This window comes from Citrobacter sp. TBCS-15, from assembly GCF_005280815.1.
GTDB classification, from domain to species: Bacteria; Pseudomonadota; Gammaproteobacteria; order Enterobacterales; family Enterobacteriaceae; genus Citrobacter; species Citrobacter werkmanii.
Genome location: NZ_SZWK01000292.1, coordinates 254142 through 272027, shown reverse-complemented (window position 1 = coordinate 272027; position 17886 = coordinate 254142). Strand labels below are relative to the sequence as shown.

Here is a 17886-nt window from a genome sequence, read left to right as displayed (position 1 = left end):
GCCCGGCGTTCGTCGGGCCTATAGAAGCCCATGTCCAGTCATTACTTACGTATTTTTCAGCAACCACGTTCAGCTATCCTGCTCATTTTGGGGTTCGCCTCCGGATTACCGCTCGCACTGACATCCGGTACGCTCCAGGCGTGGATGACGGTCGAGAATATCGATCTTAAAACCATCGGTTTCTTTTCTCTGGTCGGCCAGGCCTACGTATTTAAGTTCCTCTGGTCTCCATTGATGGACCGCTACACGCCGCCGTTTTTGGGCCGACGTCGCGGTTGGCTACTGGCGACCCAGGTACTGCTATTGATTTCTATCGCCGCGATGGGCTTTCTGGAGCCGGGTACGCAGCTACGCTGGATGGCCGCGCTGGCGGTGGTGATCGCGTTTTGTTCGGCATCGCAGGATATCGTCTTTGACGCCTGGAAAACCGACGTATTGCCCACCGAAGAGCGTGGTGCAGGTGCAGCAATCAGCGTGCTTGGTTACCGTTTAGGGATGCTGGTTTCCGGTGGGCTGGCCCTGTGGATGGCCGACCGCTGGCTCGGCTGGCAGGGAATGTATTGGCTGATGGCGGCGCTGCTGATCCCTTGCATCATCGCGACCCTATTAGCGCCAGAACCGACAGATGCTATTCCGGTGCCTAAATCGCTGGAACAGGCAGTTGCGGCTCCGCTGCGAGACTTTTTTGGCCGGAACAATGCCTGGCTGATTCTGCTCCTGATCGTGCTGTATAAACTCGGTGATGCCTTCGCGATGAGTCTGACCACCACTTTTTTAATCCGCGGTGTTGGATTTGATGCGGGTGAAGTCGGCGTGGTGAATAAAACGCTGGGGCTGCTGGCAACCATAGTTGGCGCGCTGTACGGCGGGATCCTGATGCAGCGTCTCTCGCTGTTCCGCGCATTGTTGATTTTCGGTATTCTGCAAGGGGCATCAAACGCAGGTTACTGGCTGCTGTCCGTCACTGACAAACACATGTTCAGTATGGCCGCCGCCGTTTTCTTTGAAAACCTGTGTGGCGGGATGGGCACCGCGGCGTTTGTCGCCTTATTAATGACGCTATGCAATAAGTCCTTCTCAGCGACTCAGTTCGCCCTGCTCTCCGCGCTTTCAGCGGTTGGCCGCGTGTACGTAGGTCCGGTAGCGGGTTGGTTTGTCGAAGCGCACGGGTGGCCAACGTTTTATCTGTTCTCCGTGTTTGCCGCACTGCCCGGACTCCTGCTGCTGCTGGTTTGCCGCCAGACGCTGGAACATAGCTGGCAAAATGAAAGCTTTATTCCGCGCACGGAATTTCGTGGTGCGTACGGTCTGGCATTAATGACGCTGGTCGTGGGCTGCTGTTTGCTGGCAGTTTGGCTATTGTTGCTGACCCTGAATGCACTGGACTACACCAATTTCTCCTTCCTGCCGGAACTGCTTGAAGTCTCGGTGGTAGTCGCGGTCTGCGGAGTGGTATTCGGCGGATTGCTGGATTATCTGGCATTGCGCAAAACCCGTCTGGCGTGATTTTTCACATTAATTTTGCCGTTGTAATCACCCTGCGTAATTATAACGGCTAAATAAACAACAACTGATAAAAATATTATTTGTTATTTTGTGCGCCATAGAATTTGGAAATTATTGACGCTTTTTATACATGCTATTTTCCTTACTCGATTCAGCCATGAAAAATTTATTATTTGTTTTGAAATTGTCCTGCTATTGATAATCAATTGTTAATTAATTGTTTTATTTTCGTATTGGTTATACCAATTGCCCTCTACATGTCCCTCGCCCGCCTGCTTTCGTTATAACGTGATGTTGCAACAGGTTCTTAAAGCCAACCCGACATATATTGCAACATATGTGACACGCTCGGCAGAACCCAGTAACACAGATCCAATGATGTTTACAGTAATGTAACCTTCCCGTAAAATGACCTCACACTTTAAACGCCACCCGGTCCCGTGGAATTGAGGTCGTTAAATGAGACTCAGGAAATACAATAAAAGTTTGGGATGGTTGTCATTAATTGCAGGCACTGCGTTGCTCAGTGGCTGTAATTCTGCGCTGCTTGACCCTAAAGGACAGATTGGACTGGAACAACGGTCATTGATACTGACGGCATTTGGCCTGATGTTGATCGTCGTTATTCCTGCCATCTTGATGGCTGTTGGTTTTGCCTGGAAGTATCGTGCAAGCAATAAAGATGCGAAGTACAGCCCGAACTGGTCACACTCCAATAAAGTGGAAGCTGTGGTCTGGACGGTGCCGATCTTAATCATCATTTTCCTTGCCGTGCTGACCTGGAAAACCACTCACGCTCTTGAGCCAAGCAAACCGCTGGCGCATGACGAGAAGCCCATTACCATCGAAGTGGTTTCCATGGACTGGAAATGGTTCTTCATCTATCCGGAACAGGGTATCGCTACCGTGAATGAAATCGCCTTCCCGGCGAATACTCCGGTCGAATTCAAAGTGACGTCCAACTCCGTGATGAACTCCTTCTTTATCCCGCGTCTGGGTAGCCAGATTTATGCCATGGCCGGTATGCAGACTCGACTGCATCTGATCGCCAACGAAGTCGGTACTTATGATGGTATCTCCGCAAGCTATAGCGGACCAGGCTTCTCCGGTATGAAATTCAAGGCTATTGCAACAAAGGACCGCGCCGAATTCGACCAATGGGTTGCTAAAGCTAAACAGTCTCCGAACACCATGAACGACATGGCAGCGTTCGAAAAAGTGGCTGTGCCAAGCGAATACAACCAGGTGGAATACTTCTCCAACGTGAAACCTGATTTGTTTAAAGATGTTATTAACAAATTTATGGCTCACGGTAAGAGCATGGACATGACCCAACCAGAAGGTGAGCACAGCGCACACGAAGGTATGGAAGGCATGGACATGAGCCACGCGGAATCCGCCAACTCAAGGGGTTGAGAAGAATACGATGTTCGGAAAATTGACACTTGATGCAGTTCCGTTCCATGAACCAATCGTCATGGTTACGATCGCTGCCATTATCATCGGTGGTGCGGCCTTACTCGGCCTTATCACTTACTTCGGTAAGTGGACCTACCTGTGGAAAGAGTGGCTGACTTCGGTTGACCACAAACGCCTTGGCATCATGTATGTCATCGTCGCAATCGTGATGTTGATTCGTGGCTTTGCCGATGCCGTAATGATGCGTAGTCAGCAAGCGCTGGCTTCTGCAGGTGAAGCGGGTTTCCTGCCACCTCACCACTACGACCAGATCTTCACGGCTCACGGCGTGATTATGATCTTCTTCGTGGCAATGCCATTTGTTATCGGTCTGATGAACCTCGTGGTTCCACTGCAGATTGGCGCACGTGACGTTGCATTCCCGTTCCTGAACAACCTGAGCTTCTGGTTCACCGTTGTTGGCGTAATCCTGGTTAACCTGTCTCTGGGCGTCGGTGAATTCGCGCAGACCGGTTGGCTGGCGTATCCGCCTCTTTCGGGGATAGAGTACAGTCCAAGCGTCGGGGTCGATTATTGGATATGGGCAGTCCAGTTGTCCGGTATTGGTACAACCCTGACCGGTATCAACTTCTTTGTGACCATCATTAAGATGCGTGCGCCAGGAATGACCATGTTCAAGATGCCGGTATTTAGCTGGGCATCTCTGTGCGCTAACATCCTGATTATCGCTTCGTTCCCAATTCTGACGGTTACCGTCGCGTTGCTGACCCTGGATCGCTATCTGGGCACCCATTTCTTTACCAACGATATGGGCGGCAACATGATGATGTACATCAACCTGATTTGGGCCTGGGGCCATCCGGAAGTGTACATTCTGATCCTGCCAGTATTCGGGGTATTCTCCGAAGTCGCAGCAACCTTCTCGCGTAAGCGTCTGTTTGGTTACACCTCGCTGGTGTGGGCAACCGTGTGTATCACCGTTCTGTCGTTCATTGTTTGGCTGCACCACTTCTTCACCATGGGTGCAGGCGCAAACGTAAACGCCTTCTTCGGTATTACCACCATGATTATCGCCATCCCGACCGGGGTGAAGATCTTCAACTGGCTGTTCACCATGTATCAGGGCCGTATCGTATTCCACTCAGCAATGCTGTGGACGATTGGCTTTATCGTCACCTTCTCAGTCGGCGGCATGACCGGCGTACTGCTGGCGGTTCCGGGTGCCGACTTCGTACTGCACAACAGTCTGTTCCTGATTGCGCACTTCCATAACGTTATCATCGGCGGCGTGGTATTTGGTTGCTTCGCGGGTATGACCTACTGGTGGCCGAAAGCGTTTGGCTTCACGCTGAACGAAACCTGGGGTAAACGCGCATTCTGGTTCTGGATCATCGGCTTCTTCGTGGCATTTATGCCGCTGTACGTGCTGGGCTTTATGGGTATGACCCGTCGCCTCAGCCAGCAGATTGACCCGCAGTTCCATCCGATGCTGGTTGTTGCCGCCTGCGGCGCCGCGCTGATTGCACTGGGTATCCTGTGCCAGTTCATTCAGATGTACGTGTCTATTCGCGACCGCGAGCAGAACCGTGACCTGACCGGTGACCCATGGGGTGGTCGTACGCTGGAGTGGGCAACCTCTTCCCCGCCTCCGTTCTATAACTTTGCCGTTGTGCCGCACGTTCACGAGCGTGATGCCTTCTGGGAAATGAAAGAAAAAGGTGAAGCGTACAAGCAGCCTGCGCACTATGAAGAGATTCATATGCCGAAGAACAGCGGTGCCGGTATCGTCATTACCGCCTTCGCAACACTGTTTGGTTTCGCCATGATCTGGCATATCTGGTGGCTGGCGATTGCAAGCTTCGCAGGCATGATCATTAGCTGGATTGTGAAAAGCTTTGATGAAGACGTGGATTACTACGTGCCGGTCCCGGAAGTCGAAAAACTGGAAAACCAGCATTTCGATGAGATTACTAAGGCAGGGCTGAAAAATGGCAACTGATACTTTAACGCACGCGACTGCCCACGCGCACGAACACGGGCACCACGATGCAGGCCAGACCAAGATCTTCGGATTCTGGGTCTACCTGATGAGCGACTGCATTCTGTTCTCAATTCTGTTTGCAACCTATGCCGTTCTGGTGAACGGCACCGCAGGTGGCCCGACAGGTAAGGACATTTTTGAACTGCCGTTCGTTCTGGTTGAAACATTCCTGCTGTTATTTAGCTCCATTACCTATGGCATGGCGGCGATCGCCATGTATAAGAACAACAAGAGCCAGGTCATCTCCTGGCTGGCGTTGACTTTCTTGTTCGGTGCCGGATTCATCGGGATGGAACTCTATGAATTCCATCACCTGATTGTTAACGGTATGGGCCCGGATCGCAGCGGCTTCCTGTCTGCGTTCTTCGCGCTGGTCGGCACGCACGGTCTGCACGTCACCTCCGGTCTTATCTGGATGGCGGTGCTGATGGTGCAAGTTGCCCGTCGCGGCCTGACCAGTACTAACCGTACCCGCATCATGTGCCTGAGCCTGTTCTGGCACTTCCTGGATGTGGTGTGGATCTGTGTGTTCACTGTTGTTTATCTGATGGGGGCGATGTAATGAGTCATTCTAACGAGAGCGGCGGCGCATCCCATGGCAGCGTAAAAACCTACATGACAGGTTTTATCCTGTCGATCATCCTGACGGTCATTCCGTTCTGGATGGTAATGACAGGTTCTGCCTCTCCGGCCGTCATTCTGGGAACTATTCTGGCAATGGCAGTGGTACAGATTCTGGTGCACCTGGTGTGCTTCTTGCACATGAATAGCAAATCTGATGAAGGTTGGAACATGACGGCCTTTGTCTTTACTGTGCTAATCATCGCCATTCTGGTTGTGGGTTCCATCTGGATTATGTGGAACCTTAACTACAACATGATGATGCACTAAGAGCGGCGATTATGATGTTTAAGCAATACCTGCAAGTTACGAAACCAGGAATCATCTTTGGCAACCTGATCTCGGTGATTGGGGGGTTCCTGCTGGCCTCGAAAGGCAGCATCGACTATCCCCTGTTTATCTACACGCTGGTTGGGGTGTCACTGGTTGTGGCGTCGGGTTGTGTATTTAACAACTATATCGACAGGGATATCGACAGGAAGATGGAGAGGACCAAAAACCGCGTGCTGGTTAAAGGTCTGATTTCTCCTGCCGTCTCGCTGGTATACGCCACCTTGCTGGGTATCGCTGGCTTTATGCTGCTGTGGTTTGGCGCCAACCCTCTGGCCTGCTGGCTGGGGGTGATGGGCTTCGTGGTATATGTGGGCGTCTATAGCCTGTATATGAAGCGCCATTCCGTTTACGGGACGCTGATTGGCTCACTCTCCGGCGCTGCGCCGCCGGTGATTGGCTACTGCGCCGTAACCGGTGAGTTCGATAGCGGTGCGCTGATTCTGCTGGCTATTTTCAGCCTGTGGCAAATGCCGCACTCTTACGCGATTGCGATTTTCCGCTTTAAGGATTATCAGGCTGCCAATATCCCGGTACTGCCGGTGGTAAAAGGCATTTCGGTCGCGAAGAACCATATCACGCTGTATATTGTGGCATTTGCTATCGCCACGCTGATGCTAACCCTGGGCGGCTATGCAGGTTATAAATACCTGATTGTTGCTGCGGCGGTGAGCGTCTGGTGGTTGGGCATGGCGCTGCGCGGTTATAAAGTGGAAGATGACAGAGTCTGGGCGCGCAAGCTGTTCGGCTTCTCCATCATCGCCATTACCGCACTTTCCGTGATGATGTCCGTCGACTTTATGGTGCCAAACTCGCAGAACCTGCTGACTTACGTTTGGTAAGAATCTGCTTATATGAAAAGGGTGCTCTGGCACCCTTTTTTATTTGTTGTTTTGCTTCCCCCCTCTCCTCACACTCACAACATTTGTTAATGAAGCGCATATTTACCCGGCCCTCTTCCCGCTTTACACTAGGCGCGAAATTAATACAGAGGTGGGAATGAACGATTACAAAATGACGCCCGGTGAGTTGCGCGCCACCTGGGGTTTAGGGACCGTATTTTCGTTGCGCATGCTTGGCATGTTTATGGTCCTGCCGGTTCTGACCACGTATGGTATGGCACTACAGGGTGCCAGCGAAGCATTGATCGGACTTGCTATCGGTATTTATGGCCTGGCGCAAGCCATCTTCCAGATCCCCTTTGGTCTGCTTTCAGACCGCATCGGCCGTAAGCCGCTTATTGTCGGCGGACTAGCGGTATTTGTTGTCGGTAGCGTGATTGCCGCCCTCTCAGATTCAATCTGGGGAATTATTCTCGGTCGGGCCCTCCAGGGCTCTGGCGCGATTGCCGCCGCCGTAATGGCGCTGCTGTCCGACTTAACCCGCGAGCAAAACCGAACCAAAGCAATGGCGTTTATTGGCGTCAGCTTTGGTATCACCTTCGCCATTGCGATGGTACTGGGGCCGATCGTTACCCACGCGCTGGGGCTACACGCGCTGTTCTGGATGATCGCGGGCCTTGCGACCACAGGTATCGTGCTGACTATTTGGGTCGTTCCCAATAGCACGACCCACGTACTGAACCGCGAATCAGGCATGGTAAAAGGCAGCTTCAGCAAAGTGCTGGCGGAACCAAAACTGCTGAAGCTCAACTTCGGCATCATGTGTCTGCACATTTTACTGATGTCTACTTTCGTCGCCTTGCCAGGTCAGTTGGCGAAAGCGGGCTTCCCCGCCGCCGAACACTGGAAAATTTATCTGGTGACGATGCTGCTGTCCTTTGTTTCCGTGGTGCCGTTCATCATTTACGCCGAAGTGAAACGCCGGATGAAACGCGTGTTCCTCGCCTGCGTGTTACTGATTCTTGTCGCCGAAATTGTATTGTGGAGCGCAAACATTCGTTTTTGGGGGCTGATTGCGGGCGTGCAGATATTCTTCCTCGCCTTCAACCTGATGGAAGCCCTACTCCCCTCGCTTATCAGTAAAGAATCTCCGGCGGGCTATAAAGGTACGGCGATGGGCGTTTACTCCACCAGCCAGTTTCTTGGCGTGGCAATTGGCGGCTCGCTGGGCGGTTGGGTAGTCGACATGTTTGATGGTCAGGCGGTATTCCTGGCCGGCGCGCTTCTGGCGGCAGTGTGGTTGTTGGTGGCCAGCACAATGAAAGAACCGCCGTACGTTAGCAGCCTGCGCGTGGAAATCCCACCGGAGATTGCCGCGGATGACACCCTGAAGCAGCGTCTTCTGGCTAAAGAAGGGATAAGCGAAGTATTAATTGTGGCGCAAGAGCATTCGGCTTACGTAAAAATCGACAGCAAAGTGACCAATCGATTCGAAGTTGAGCAGGCGATCAGTCAGGCGTGAAGATTGCAGGATGGCGACGTCTGATCCGGCCTACAAATAGCGTGTGCTACCTGTAGGCCAGATAAGCGGGCATTACGACTTAATCGCGGAAGTTCTTAAACTGGAACGGTTGGCCGAGGTCGCCCCCACGAACCAACGCCATGACGGATTGCAGATCGTCACGTGCTTTACCGGTTACACGGATTTCTTCACCCTGAATCTGCGCCTGTACCTTCAGTTTGCTGTCTTTAATCAGCTTAACGATTTTCTTTTGCACCGCGCTTTCGATGCCCTGCTTCAGCTTCGCTTCCACAAACCAGGTTTTACCGCTGTGCACGAAGGTTTCCGGTACGTCCAGCGACGTGCCTTCAATACCGCGTTTCAGTAGCTTGGCACGCAAAATATCCAGCAGTTGATTGACCTGGAAATCAGACTCGCTCAGCACCTTAATCGTCTTATTTGACTCATTCAGCTCAAAAGTCGCTTCAACGCCACGAAAATCAAAGCGTGACTCTACTTCGCGGCTGGCGTTATCCACCGCGTTACGGGCTTCCTGAAGATCAACTTCAGAGACAATATCGAAAGATGGCATCTTTTCCTCTCCCTTCATTTTTGATGCGAAGCATAATACCTGCAAAGTTACCCAACAGACAGCGCTATACTAGGCTGTATCCTTTAATTGTACGCGGAACTGTTACCTGCGAACAATAAAGGGGTACGGCCGATATGGATTAACACCTGGTGCTGTTGCAGGTGAGGAGGAAGAATGAAAATTACCGTACTGGGATGTGGAGCGTTAGGACAGCTGTGGCTTACCACGCTGTGCAAACATGGACATGAGGTGCAAGGGTGGCTACGCGTACCACAGCCCTACTGCAGCGTGAACCTGATCGACACGGATGGATCAGTTTTTAATGAATCCCTGACGGCAAACGACCCCGACTTTTTGGCAAAAAGCGACCTGTTACTGGTTACACTTAAAGCCTGGCAGGTTTCTGATGCGGTAAAAGGTCTGGCCGCAATTCTGCCTGAAACTACCCCCATTTTGCTGATTCACAACGGTATGGGGACGATTGAAGAGCTGCAAAACATTAAACAGCCTCTGCTGATGGGCACCACTACCCACGCGGCACGTCGCGACGGAAATGTCATCATTCATGTCGCTCAGGGCACAACGCGCATCGGTCCGGCGCGTGAGCAGGACGGTGATTTCAGCTATCTGGCTGAAACACTGCAAGAAGTACTACCGGATGTCGCCTGGCATAATAATATTCGTGCCGAACTGTGGCGCAAACTGGCCGTAAACTGCGTCATTAATCCGCTGACGGCGCTCTGGGACTGCCCAAACGGCGAACTGCGTCAGCATCCGGAAAAAATAGCGCTAATCTGTGAGGAAGTAGCAGCGGTTATTGAACGCGAAGGCCACCACACATCAGCGGATGATTTACGCTATTATGTCGAGCAAGTCATTGACAGTACGGCAGAAAATATCTCATCAATGCTGCAGGATATTCGTGCCATGCGCCATACAGAGATCGACTATATTACCGGTTACCTGTTAAAACGCGCCCGTGCACACGGCATCGCCGTCCCGGAAAATGCCCACCTGTTTGAAATGGTAAAGAGAAAGGAAAGTGAGTATGAGCGCTCAAGCACTGGTTTGTCTCGCCCCTGGTAGTGAAGAGACCGAAGCAGTCACCACTATCGATCTGCTGGTTCGCGGCGGAATTAAGGTCACTACTGCAAGCGTCGCCAGCGATGGCTGCCTGACGATTGTGTGCTCACGCGGAGTGAAACTGCTGGCTGACGCACCGTTGGTTGAAGTTGCTGACGGCGATTTCGACATCATCGTATTGCCCGGCGGAATTAAAGGCGCGGAGTGTTTTCGCGACAGCCCTCTGCTTATCGAAACCGTGAAGCAGTTTCATCGTTCCGGACGTATTGTCGCAGCCATTTGCGCCACTGCCGCCACCGTACTTGTCCCACACGATATCTTCCCCATCGGAAATATGACGGGTTTCCCGGCGTTGAAAGACAAAATCCCCGCAGAACAATGGCAAGACAAGCGTGTCGTGTGGGATCCGCGCGTCAACCTGCTTACCAGCCAGGGACCGGGAACATCGATTGATTTTGGTTTAAAAATCATTGATCTACTGGTAAGCCGCGAAAAGGCTCATGAAGTGGCGTCACAGCTGGTAATTGCGGCGGGAATTTATAACTACTACGAGTAAGAATGATTGCCGGATGGCGGCGAAAACATCTTATCCGGCCTACAAAATGATACAGTCTGTAGGCCGGATAAGCGGCAGCGCCATCCGGCAAAGGAACTACGGGCGATACACCTTCACGTTTTCAAAGCCCTGCTCGCGCAGATACAGCGCCTGCAGGCGGCTCATCACCCCGCGTTCACACCACAGCAGCCAGGTTTTACTCTGGTCTAAATCGCCGAATTTGGTGCTCAGCTTGTAGAACGGCAGTGAAACCACGTCCACACCTTCCACCTTCAGCGGTTTGTCATCCTGTTCATCCACAGAACGGATATCCAGAATCACGTCGTTTGAGCCGAAACCACTCACGGTTTCCACTTCCACCACGGTCTGCTGAGTCTGCTGGGCGATATCGCGAATATCGATATTGTTCGCTTCTTCGACCACTTTATCGAGGATAGAGAAATCGAAGTTTTCTTCTTCGGCCTCAATCTTCGCTTTAATCGCCTTCACCGTTGGGCTTTTTGAAATTACGCCGCAGTATTCCGGCATGGTACGCGCAAAGTCCTCGGTACCAATTTCACGCGCCAGGTTGATGATGTGCTCTTTATCATGGGAGATAAGCGGGCGCAGGATCAGGGTATCCGAAACGTTATCAATCAGGCGCAGGTTGGTCAGCGTCTGGCTGGATACCTGGCCCAACGCTTCACCGGTTACCAGTGCCTGTACGCCGTAGCGCTCAGCGACTTTCGACGCCGCGCGTACCATCATACGCTTGAGGACCACGCCCATCTGGCCGTCGTCGACTTTCTCCAGGATCTCACCCACCACCGGCTCAAAGTTGATCGCGACAAAACGCACGCGATGCGAGCTACCGTAGCGGTTCCACAGATAATGCGCCACCTGACGAACGCCGATTTCATGCGCGGCGCCGCCGAGGTTAAAGAAGCAATAGTGTACGCGGCAGCCGCGACGCATCAGCATGTAGCTGGACACCCCGGAGTCGAAACCACCGGAGATCAGCGACAGGACGTCTTCCTGCGTACCAATCGGGAAACCGCCAATACCTTCATAGCGGCCTTTAACCAGCAGCAGACGATCATTTTCGATTTCAAGATTTACCGTAACATCCGGTTTCGTCAGCTTCACGCGCGCGGATTCAATATGCTGGTTCAACCCGCCGCCAACATAACGTTCCACCTCAATGGAGCTAAACTCATGCTTACCGCGACGCTTAACACGTACACAGAAGGTTTTTCCTTCCAGTTGATCGCGATACTGCACCAGCGCTTTCTCGAAAATATCGTGCATGTCGGTAAACGGCACGTCTTCTACTTCGAGAATATGGTGAATACCCGGAATACGGGTCAGCGCGTCGCGAATATCCAGGCGCTGGCTTTCATCTTTAGCGCGAACCTCAACGTGATCCCAGTGACGGACAACGGCAAGGTCTTCATCGTAGTGCTTTAAAACGTTACGAATGTTCCCTGTCAGAATTTTTATAAAGCGCAAACGCACAGATTGGCTTTTGATGGTGATTTCTGGGAACAATTTAATGATAAACTTCATGGCGGCAATGGTTCTTTGGCAAGTCTGAATGACTTGTAATGGAAAAAAATACAGCAGCCCATACCCTGCGGCTGCATCCAGGCGCGCAAGTATACCACTATCATGGTCATCCTGTGCACATCGCCTTACCATTGCGCGTTATTTGCTTATCAGTGCGAGTCCGTTACCATAGTCTTGTGCTGCCAATACAGAGAGTCAGACATTCATTATGCCGAAGAAAAATGAAGCGCCAGCCAGTTTTGAAACAGCGCTGAGCGAGCTGGAACAGATTGTTACCCGCCTGGAAAGCGGCGACCTGCCGCTGGAAGAAGCGCTGAACGAATTCGAACGTGGCGTACAGCTGGCGCGTCAGGGACAAGTCAAATTGCAACAGGCTGAACAGCGCGTACAAATCCTGCTGTCAGATACCGAAGACGCCGCCCTTACGCCTTTTACACCGGATAATGAGTAAATGGATTTTACGCAGCAGCTACAGGCTTGCGTTGAGCAGGCCAACCAGGCACTGAGCCGTTTTATCGCGCCACTGCCCTTTCAGAACACTCCCGTGGTCGAAACCATGCAATATGGCGCATTATTAGGCGGTAAACGTCTGCGCCCATTCCTGGTGTATGCCACCGGCCAGATGTTTGGCGTCAGCCTGAGTACGCTTGATGCTCCCGCTGCCGCCGTCGAGTGCATCCATGCCTATTCGCTGATGCATGATGATTTACCCGCGATGGACGACGATGACCTGCGCCGCGGTCTGCCAACCTGCCACGTAAAATTTGGCGAGGCAAACGCGATTCTGGCCGGAGATGCGCTGCAAACGCTGGCGTTTTCTATTATCAGCGACGCCCCGATGCCGGAAGTATCTGACCGTGACCGCATCGCGATGATCTCTGAACTGGCACGGGCCAGCGGTATCGCCGGTATGTGCGGTGGCCAGGCGCTGGATCTGGAAGCGGAAGGTCAGCAGGTTGCGCTGGATGCGCTGGAGCGTATTCACCGCCATAAAACCGGGGCGTTGATTCGCGCCGCCGTGCGTCTGGGGGCATTAAGCGCAGGCGATAAAGGGCGAGAATGCCTGCCAATTCTCGACAAATACGCAGAAAGCATCGGTCTGGCCTTCCAGGTTCAGGATGACATACTGGATGTGGTAGGCGATACTGCAACATTGGGTAAACGTCAGGGTGCTGACCAGCAGCTTGGCAAAAGTACCTATCCTGCACTTCTGGGTCTTGAGCAAGCCCGGAATAAAGCCCGGGATTTAATCGAGGATGCCCGCCAGTCGCTAAATTTGCTGGCTGCGCAGTCACTCGATACCTCGGCACTGGAAGCGCTAGCGGACTACATAATCCAGCGTGATAAATAAACCAACATATCCCATGAGCTTGCGATGAGTTTTGATATAGCCAAATACCCGACCCTGGCGCTGGTCGACTCCACCCAGGAGTTACGCCTACTGCCAAAAGAGAGCCTGCCAAAGCTTTGCGACGAACTGCGCCGCTATTTGCTCGACAGCGTGAGCCGTTCCAGCGGGCACTTCGCCTCTGGTCTGGGCACGGTGGAACTTACCGTCGCGCTGCATTACGTCTATAACACCCCGTTTGACCAGTTAATCTGGGATGTGGGACATCAGGCTTATCCGCACAAAATTCTGACCGGACGCCGCGATAAAATCGGCACCATTCGTCAGAAAGGCGGTTTACATCCGTTCCCGTGGCGCGGTGAGAGCGAGTATGACGTACTGAGCGTTGGGCACTCTTCAACGTCTATTAGCGCTGGCATTGGTATTGCGGTTGCCGCCGAGAAAGAAGGCAAAGATCGTCGTACCGTTTGTGTGATTGGCGACGGCGCTATCACCGCCGGGATGGCGTTTGAAGCGATGAACCATGCGGGTGATATTAAGCCCGATATGCTGGTTATCCTCAACGACAACGAAATGTCGATTTCAGAGAACGTCGGCGCGCTGAACAATCACCTGGCGCAACTGCTCTCTGGCAAACTCTACTCCTCGCTGCGCGAAGGCGGGAAGAAAGTCTTCTCCGGCGTACCACCGATTAAAGAACTGCTCAAACGTACCGAAGAACACATTAAAGGCATGGTCGTGCCGGGCACGCTGTTTGAAGAGCTGGGCTTTAACTATATCGGCCCGGTGGACGGGCACGACGTGCTGGGACTCATCACCACGCTGAAGAACATGCGCGATCTTAAAGGTCCACAGTTCCTGCACATCATGACCAAAAAAGGTCGTGGCTATGAGCCAGCGGAAAAAGACCCGATCACATTCCATGCTGTACCCAAATTCGATCCATCCAGCGGCTGTCTGCCGAAAAGCAGCGGCGGCCTGCCGAGCTATTCAAAAATTTTCGGGGACTGGTTGTGTGAGACCGCAGCGAAAGACAATAAGCTGATGGCGATCACCCCGGCGATGCGCGAAGGCTCCGGTATGGTGGAATTCTCACGTAAGTTCCCGGACCGCTACTTCGATGTGGCGATTGCCGAGCAGCACGCAGTGACCTTTGCAGCAGGTCTGGCGATTGGCGGCTACAAGCCGGTCGTGGCTATTTACTCTACCTTCCTGCAACGCGCCTACGATCAGGTGCTGCATGATGTGGCCATCCAGAAACTGCCGGTCCTGTTCGCCGTTGACCGGGCTGGTATTGTTGGCGCTGATGGGCAAACCCACCAGGGGGCGTTCGATCTCTCCTTCCTGCGCTGCATCCCGGAAATGGTCATCATGACCCCGAGCGATGAGAACGAATGCCGCCAGATGTTGTTTACCGGCTATCACTACAACAACGGGCCATCGGTCGTGCGCTATCCACGCGGTAATGCGGTGGGCGTCGAGCTGACGCCGCTGGAACAGCTGCCAATCGGTAAAGGCATCGTGAAGCGTCACGGGGAAAAAGTGGCAATTCTTAACTTTGGTACCCTGATGCCGGAAGCCGCTCAGGTCGCAGAGTCGTTGAACGCCACGCTGGTCGACATGCGCTTTGTGAAACCGCTGGATGAGACGTTGATCCTCGAAATGGCAGCCCAACACGACGTGCTGGTTACCATTGAAGAAAACGCCATTATGGGCGGCGCAGGCAGTGGCGTAAACGAAGTGCTGATGGCCCATCGCAAGCCCGTTCCGGTGCTGAACATTGGCCTGCCTGACTTCTTCATCCCGCAAGGCACTCAGGATGAGGCTCGCGCCGATCTGGGTCTTGATGCCGCTGGCATTGAGGCCAAAATCAAGGCCTGGCTGGCATAATCCCCTCCCCGCTCCTGCTATGCTTAATGAATAACACGCTAAGCAGGAGCGAATGAATGCAATACAACACTTTAGGAAAAACCGACCTCCGGGTCTCCCGCCTTTGCCTGGGCTGCATGACGTTTGGCGAACCCAATCGCGGTAATCACGCCTGGACACTGCCTGAAGAGAGCAGCCGCCCGATAATCAAACACGCCCTTGAAGGCGGCATTAACTTTTTCGATACCGCCAACAGCTACTCCGCTGGCAGCAGCGAAGAGATTGTCGGCCGCGCGCTGCGTGATTTCGCCCGTCGTGATGAGGTGGTGGTGGCGACAAAAGTGTTCCATCAGGTTGACGATCTGCCGGAAGGCTTATCCCGTGCACAAATCCTGCGCTCAATCGACGACAGCCTCAGACGCCTGGGCATGGACTATGTAGATATCCTGCAAATTCACCGCTGGGATTACAACACGCCAATCGAGGAAACGCTGGAAGCCCTCAACGACGTAGTAAAAGCCGGTAAAGCTCGCTATATCGGTGCCTCGTCGATGCATGCTTCGCAGTTTGCTCAGGCGCTGGCCTTACAGAAGCAACACGGCTGGGCGCAGTTCGTCAGCATGCAGGATCACTACAACCTGATCTACCGCGAAGAAGAACGCGAAATGCTGCCGCTCTGCTATCAGGAAGGTGTCGCGGTGATCCCGTGGAGTCCGCTGGCGCGTGGTCGCCTGACCCGCCCGTGGGGAGAAACGACCGCACGTCTGGTTTCCGATGAAGTCGGTAAAAATTTATATAACGAGAGCGATGAAAACGACGCGCAAATTGCCGCGCGGTTGGCTGGCATCAGTGAGGAACTGGGCGTTACGCGGGCGCAGGTCGCGCTGGCATGGCTGCTGAGCAAACCAGGCGTGGCGGCGCCCATTATCGGTACATCGCGCGAAGAACAGCTGGATGAATTGCTCAATGCGGTGGATTTAACGCTGAAGCCGGAGCAAATTGCCGAACTCGAAACACCGTACAAACAACATCCGGTGGTGGGATTTAAATAAGCGCGATTGTAGATTGTAAGCCGGATAAGGCGTTTACGCCGCCATCCGGCAAACCCGTTAAATGATACCTATCGGCCAGTGATGGCCGATAAAATACAAAATTCCGGCAGACAGTATCCCGGCGACAATATCGTCGATCATGATCCCCGTCCCGCCATGCACATTGCGATCGAACCAACGAATCGGCCACGGCTTCCACATATCCAGAATACGGAAAATCACAAATCCGGCGGCAACCCATTGCCAGTCGAGGGTCGGTAGCGCCATCAGGGTTATCCACATACCGACAAATTCGTCCCAGACAATGCTGCCGTGATCGTGCACGCCCATGTCTTTCGCCGTTTGATGACACAGATAAACGCCGATACAGATAGACAGCATGACCACCAGCGAATACAGCTGCCATGGCAGAAATGTCATTAAATACCAAAAAGGGATCGCCGCCAGCGATCCCATGGTGCCAGGAATAATTGGACTCAGCCCGCTACCAAAACCGGTGGCCAACAGGTGCCACGGATTACGCATACTCAGGCGGCTTTTGGCGACATCTTTTTTAAGGCGCGGCAAAATGGTCATATCCTTTCCAGTCGAACGTGACGGGTTTTCCATCGCGCGTAAAGTGAACGCCTTCTACATCCGCACTCATCTGACCGATGCAGGTAAACGAGGTCCCGAGGTGTGCCAGCGCGACGTCCAGCGCGCCACGGTTGATTTCCGGTACGGTAAAGCATAACTCATAATCTTCACCACCCGAGAGCGCCCAGCGCAGCGCCTGTTCCGGCTCAACGTGTTGGGCGAATGCCGTGGAATAAGGCAGCGCGTCGACGTTAACCCGTGCGCCGCAGCCGCTGGCATTGACGATATGCCCCAGATCGGAAATCAGGCCGTCGGAAAGATCGATAGCCGCACTGGCCAGATCGCGCAGAGCTTGTCCCTGTAAAATACGCGGGGTTGGGCGCAGATGGCGTTGCAGTAGATACTCCGCGTCTTTTGGATCAGTCACCTGCAAGCGGTCCTGCAAAATCGCCAGCCCCGCCGCACTATCGCCCGGCGTGCCGGTCACATAAATCCAGTCTCCCGGTTTTGCCCCGGAACGTTTTAAAGCACGCCCAACGGGAACGTAGCCATGAATACCCAACGTCATCGACAGCGGTCCACGCGTGGTATCACCGCCAATCAGCTGCATATCGTAGTAATTAAGGAGTTCAAACAGGCCATCGCTGAAAGCTTCAAGCCAGGCTTCATCAACGTCAGGTAACGTCAGTGCCAGCGTCAACCACGCAGGATCGGCACCCATCGCCGCCAGATCGCTCAAATTCACCGCCAGGGCTTTCCAGGCCAGATCGGTAGGATCAATGTCGGGGAGGAAGTGATTGCCTGCCACCAGCGTATCGGTACTGATCGCCAATGTCTGTTTTTCAGGGATGTTCAGGAGTGCGCAATCGTCGCCAATACCGGTTTCGACATCAAGACGAGACGTTCTTACGCGATCAAAATAACGGGCAATCAGGGAAAATTCGCCGCATGCCATACGTTATGCCTCAGCAGAAAAAAAGAAAAAGCCGGGGACAGCGGAAACAC

At 53.2% G+C, this 17886-nt stretch carries 17 protein-coding genes; 13 read left to right on the top strand and 4 right to left on the bottom strand.

All coding sequences use genetic code 11. The features are described 5' to 3' along the window. Positions 1–30: 30 nt before the first annotated feature. The 7 genes from ampG (at position 31) to FDW96_RS18885 (ending at position 8281) form a co-directional block, all read left to right on the top strand. Positions 31–1506 carry a muropeptide MFS transporter AmpG gene (ampG, locus tag FDW96_RS18915; protein WP_061381560.1) on the top strand — a complete coding sequence of 492 codons (1476 nt, stop codon included), beginning with the start codon at positions 31–33 and terminating at the stop codon, positions 1504–1506. A gap of 459 nt (positions 1507–1965) precedes the next feature. Beyond that, on the top strand, positions 1966–2922 hold the full coding sequence (gene cyoA, locus FDW96_RS18910) for a cytochrome o ubiquinol oxidase subunit II (protein ID WP_042310101.1): 957 nt from the start codon (positions 1966–1968) through the stop codon (positions 2920–2922). Between the two features lie 10 nt (positions 2923–2932). Next, entirely contained in the window at positions 2933–4924 is a 1992-nt protein-coding gene (gene cyoB, locus FDW96_RS18905; RefSeq protein ID WP_042310102.1) for a cytochrome o ubiquinol oxidase subunit I, read from the top strand. Beyond that, positions 4914–5528, top strand: a complete 615-nt coding sequence (locus FDW96_RS18900; RefSeq protein WP_003831007.1) for a cytochrome o ubiquinol oxidase subunit III — start codon at positions 4914–4916, stop codon at positions 5526–5528. The genes cyoB and FDW96_RS18900 overlap by 11 nt, the downstream gene beginning before the upstream one ends. Continuing rightward, a complete protein-coding gene (locus FDW96_RS18895; RefSeq protein WP_003831006.1) occupies positions 5528–5857 on the top strand; it encodes a cytochrome o ubiquinol oxidase subunit IV in 330 nt (109 codons plus the stop codon). Before FDW96_RS18900 ends, FDW96_RS18895 begins: the two co-directional genes overlap by 1 nt. A gap of 11 nt (positions 5858–5868) precedes the next feature. Continuing rightward, a complete protein-coding gene (gene cyoE, locus FDW96_RS18890; RefSeq protein WP_003831005.1) occupies positions 5869–6759 on the top strand; it encodes a heme o synthase in 891 nt (296 codons plus the stop codon). 157 nt (positions 6760–6916) lie between these two features. Then, positions 6917–8281, top strand: coding sequence for an MFS transporter (locus FDW96_RS18885; protein ID WP_061381559.1), 1365 nt, complete (start codon positions 6917–6919; stop codon positions 8279–8281). A gap of 79 nt (positions 8282–8360) precedes the next feature. On the opposite strand, the gene FDW96_RS18880 is transcribed toward FDW96_RS18885, so the two are convergent. Further along, complete coding sequence (locus FDW96_RS18880) at positions 8361–8852, bottom strand: YajQ family cyclic di-GMP-binding protein (RefSeq protein WP_003831002.1); 492 nt, start codon at positions 8850–8852, stop codon at positions 8361–8363. Between the two features lie 174 nt (positions 8853–9026). On the opposite strand from FDW96_RS18880, the gene panE reads away from it, so the two are divergent. Both panE and yajL read left to right on the top strand, forming a co-directional pair. Next, positions 9027–9938 (top strand): 2-dehydropantoate 2-reductase, encoded by a 912-nt coding sequence (gene panE, locus FDW96_RS18875; protein ID WP_038638233.1) that lies wholly within the window; start codon positions 9027–9029, stop codon positions 9936–9938. Continuing rightward, complete coding sequence (gene yajL / locus FDW96_RS18870; protein WP_042310107.1) at positions 9901–10491, top strand: protein deglycase YajL; 591 nt, start codon at positions 9901–9903, stop codon at positions 10489–10491. Before panE ends, yajL begins: the two co-directional genes overlap by 38 nt. Before the next feature lie 96 nt (positions 10492–10587). On the opposite strand, the gene thiI is transcribed toward yajL, so the two are convergent. Beyond that, the gene (gene thiI / locus FDW96_RS18860) at positions 10588–12036 is read right to left on the bottom strand and encodes a tRNA uracil 4-sulfurtransferase ThiI (RefSeq protein WP_038638226.1); all 1449 of its coding nucleotides are present in this window, start codon (positions 12034–12036) and stop codon (positions 10588–10590) included. Between the two features lie 208 nt (positions 12037–12244). Between thiI and xseB the strand changes: the two genes are divergently transcribed. The 4 genes from xseB to yajO are packed head-to-tail and all read left to right on the top strand — an operon-like array spanning position 12245 to position 16305. Next, positions 12245–12487, top strand: a complete 243-nt coding sequence (xseB, locus tag FDW96_RS18855) for an exodeoxyribonuclease VII small subunit (RefSeq protein ID WP_038638224.1) — start codon at positions 12245–12247, stop codon at positions 12485–12487. After that, entirely contained in the window at positions 12488–13387 is a 900-nt protein-coding gene (ispA, locus tag FDW96_RS18850) for a (2E,6E)-farnesyl diphosphate synthase (RefSeq protein ID WP_137360403.1), read from the top strand. Positions 13388–13411: 24 nt separating this feature from the next. After that, entirely contained in the window at positions 13412–15274 is a 1863-nt protein-coding gene (gene dxs, locus FDW96_RS18845; protein WP_137349001.1) for a 1-deoxy-D-xylulose-5-phosphate synthase, read from the top strand. 56 nt (positions 15275–15330) lie between these two features. After that, a complete protein-coding gene (gene yajO, locus FDW96_RS18840; protein ID WP_137349002.1) occupies positions 15331–16305 on the top strand; it encodes a 1-deoxyxylulose-5-phosphate synthase YajO in 975 nt (324 codons plus the stop codon). 57 nt (positions 16306–16362) lie between these two features. On the opposite strand, the gene pgpA is transcribed toward yajO, so the two are convergent. Both pgpA and thiL read right to left on the bottom strand, forming a co-directional pair. After that, on the bottom strand, positions 16363–16881 hold the full coding sequence (gene pgpA, locus FDW96_RS18835; RefSeq protein ID WP_042310116.1) for a phosphatidylglycerophosphatase A: 519 nt from the start codon (positions 16879–16881) through the stop codon (positions 16363–16365). After that, complete coding sequence (thiL, locus tag FDW96_RS18830) at positions 16859–17836, bottom strand: thiamine-phosphate kinase (protein ID WP_061381556.1); 978 nt, start codon at positions 17834–17836, stop codon at positions 16859–16861. Before thiL ends, pgpA begins: the two co-directional genes overlap by 23 nt. Positions 17837–17886 lie beyond the last annotated feature (50 nt).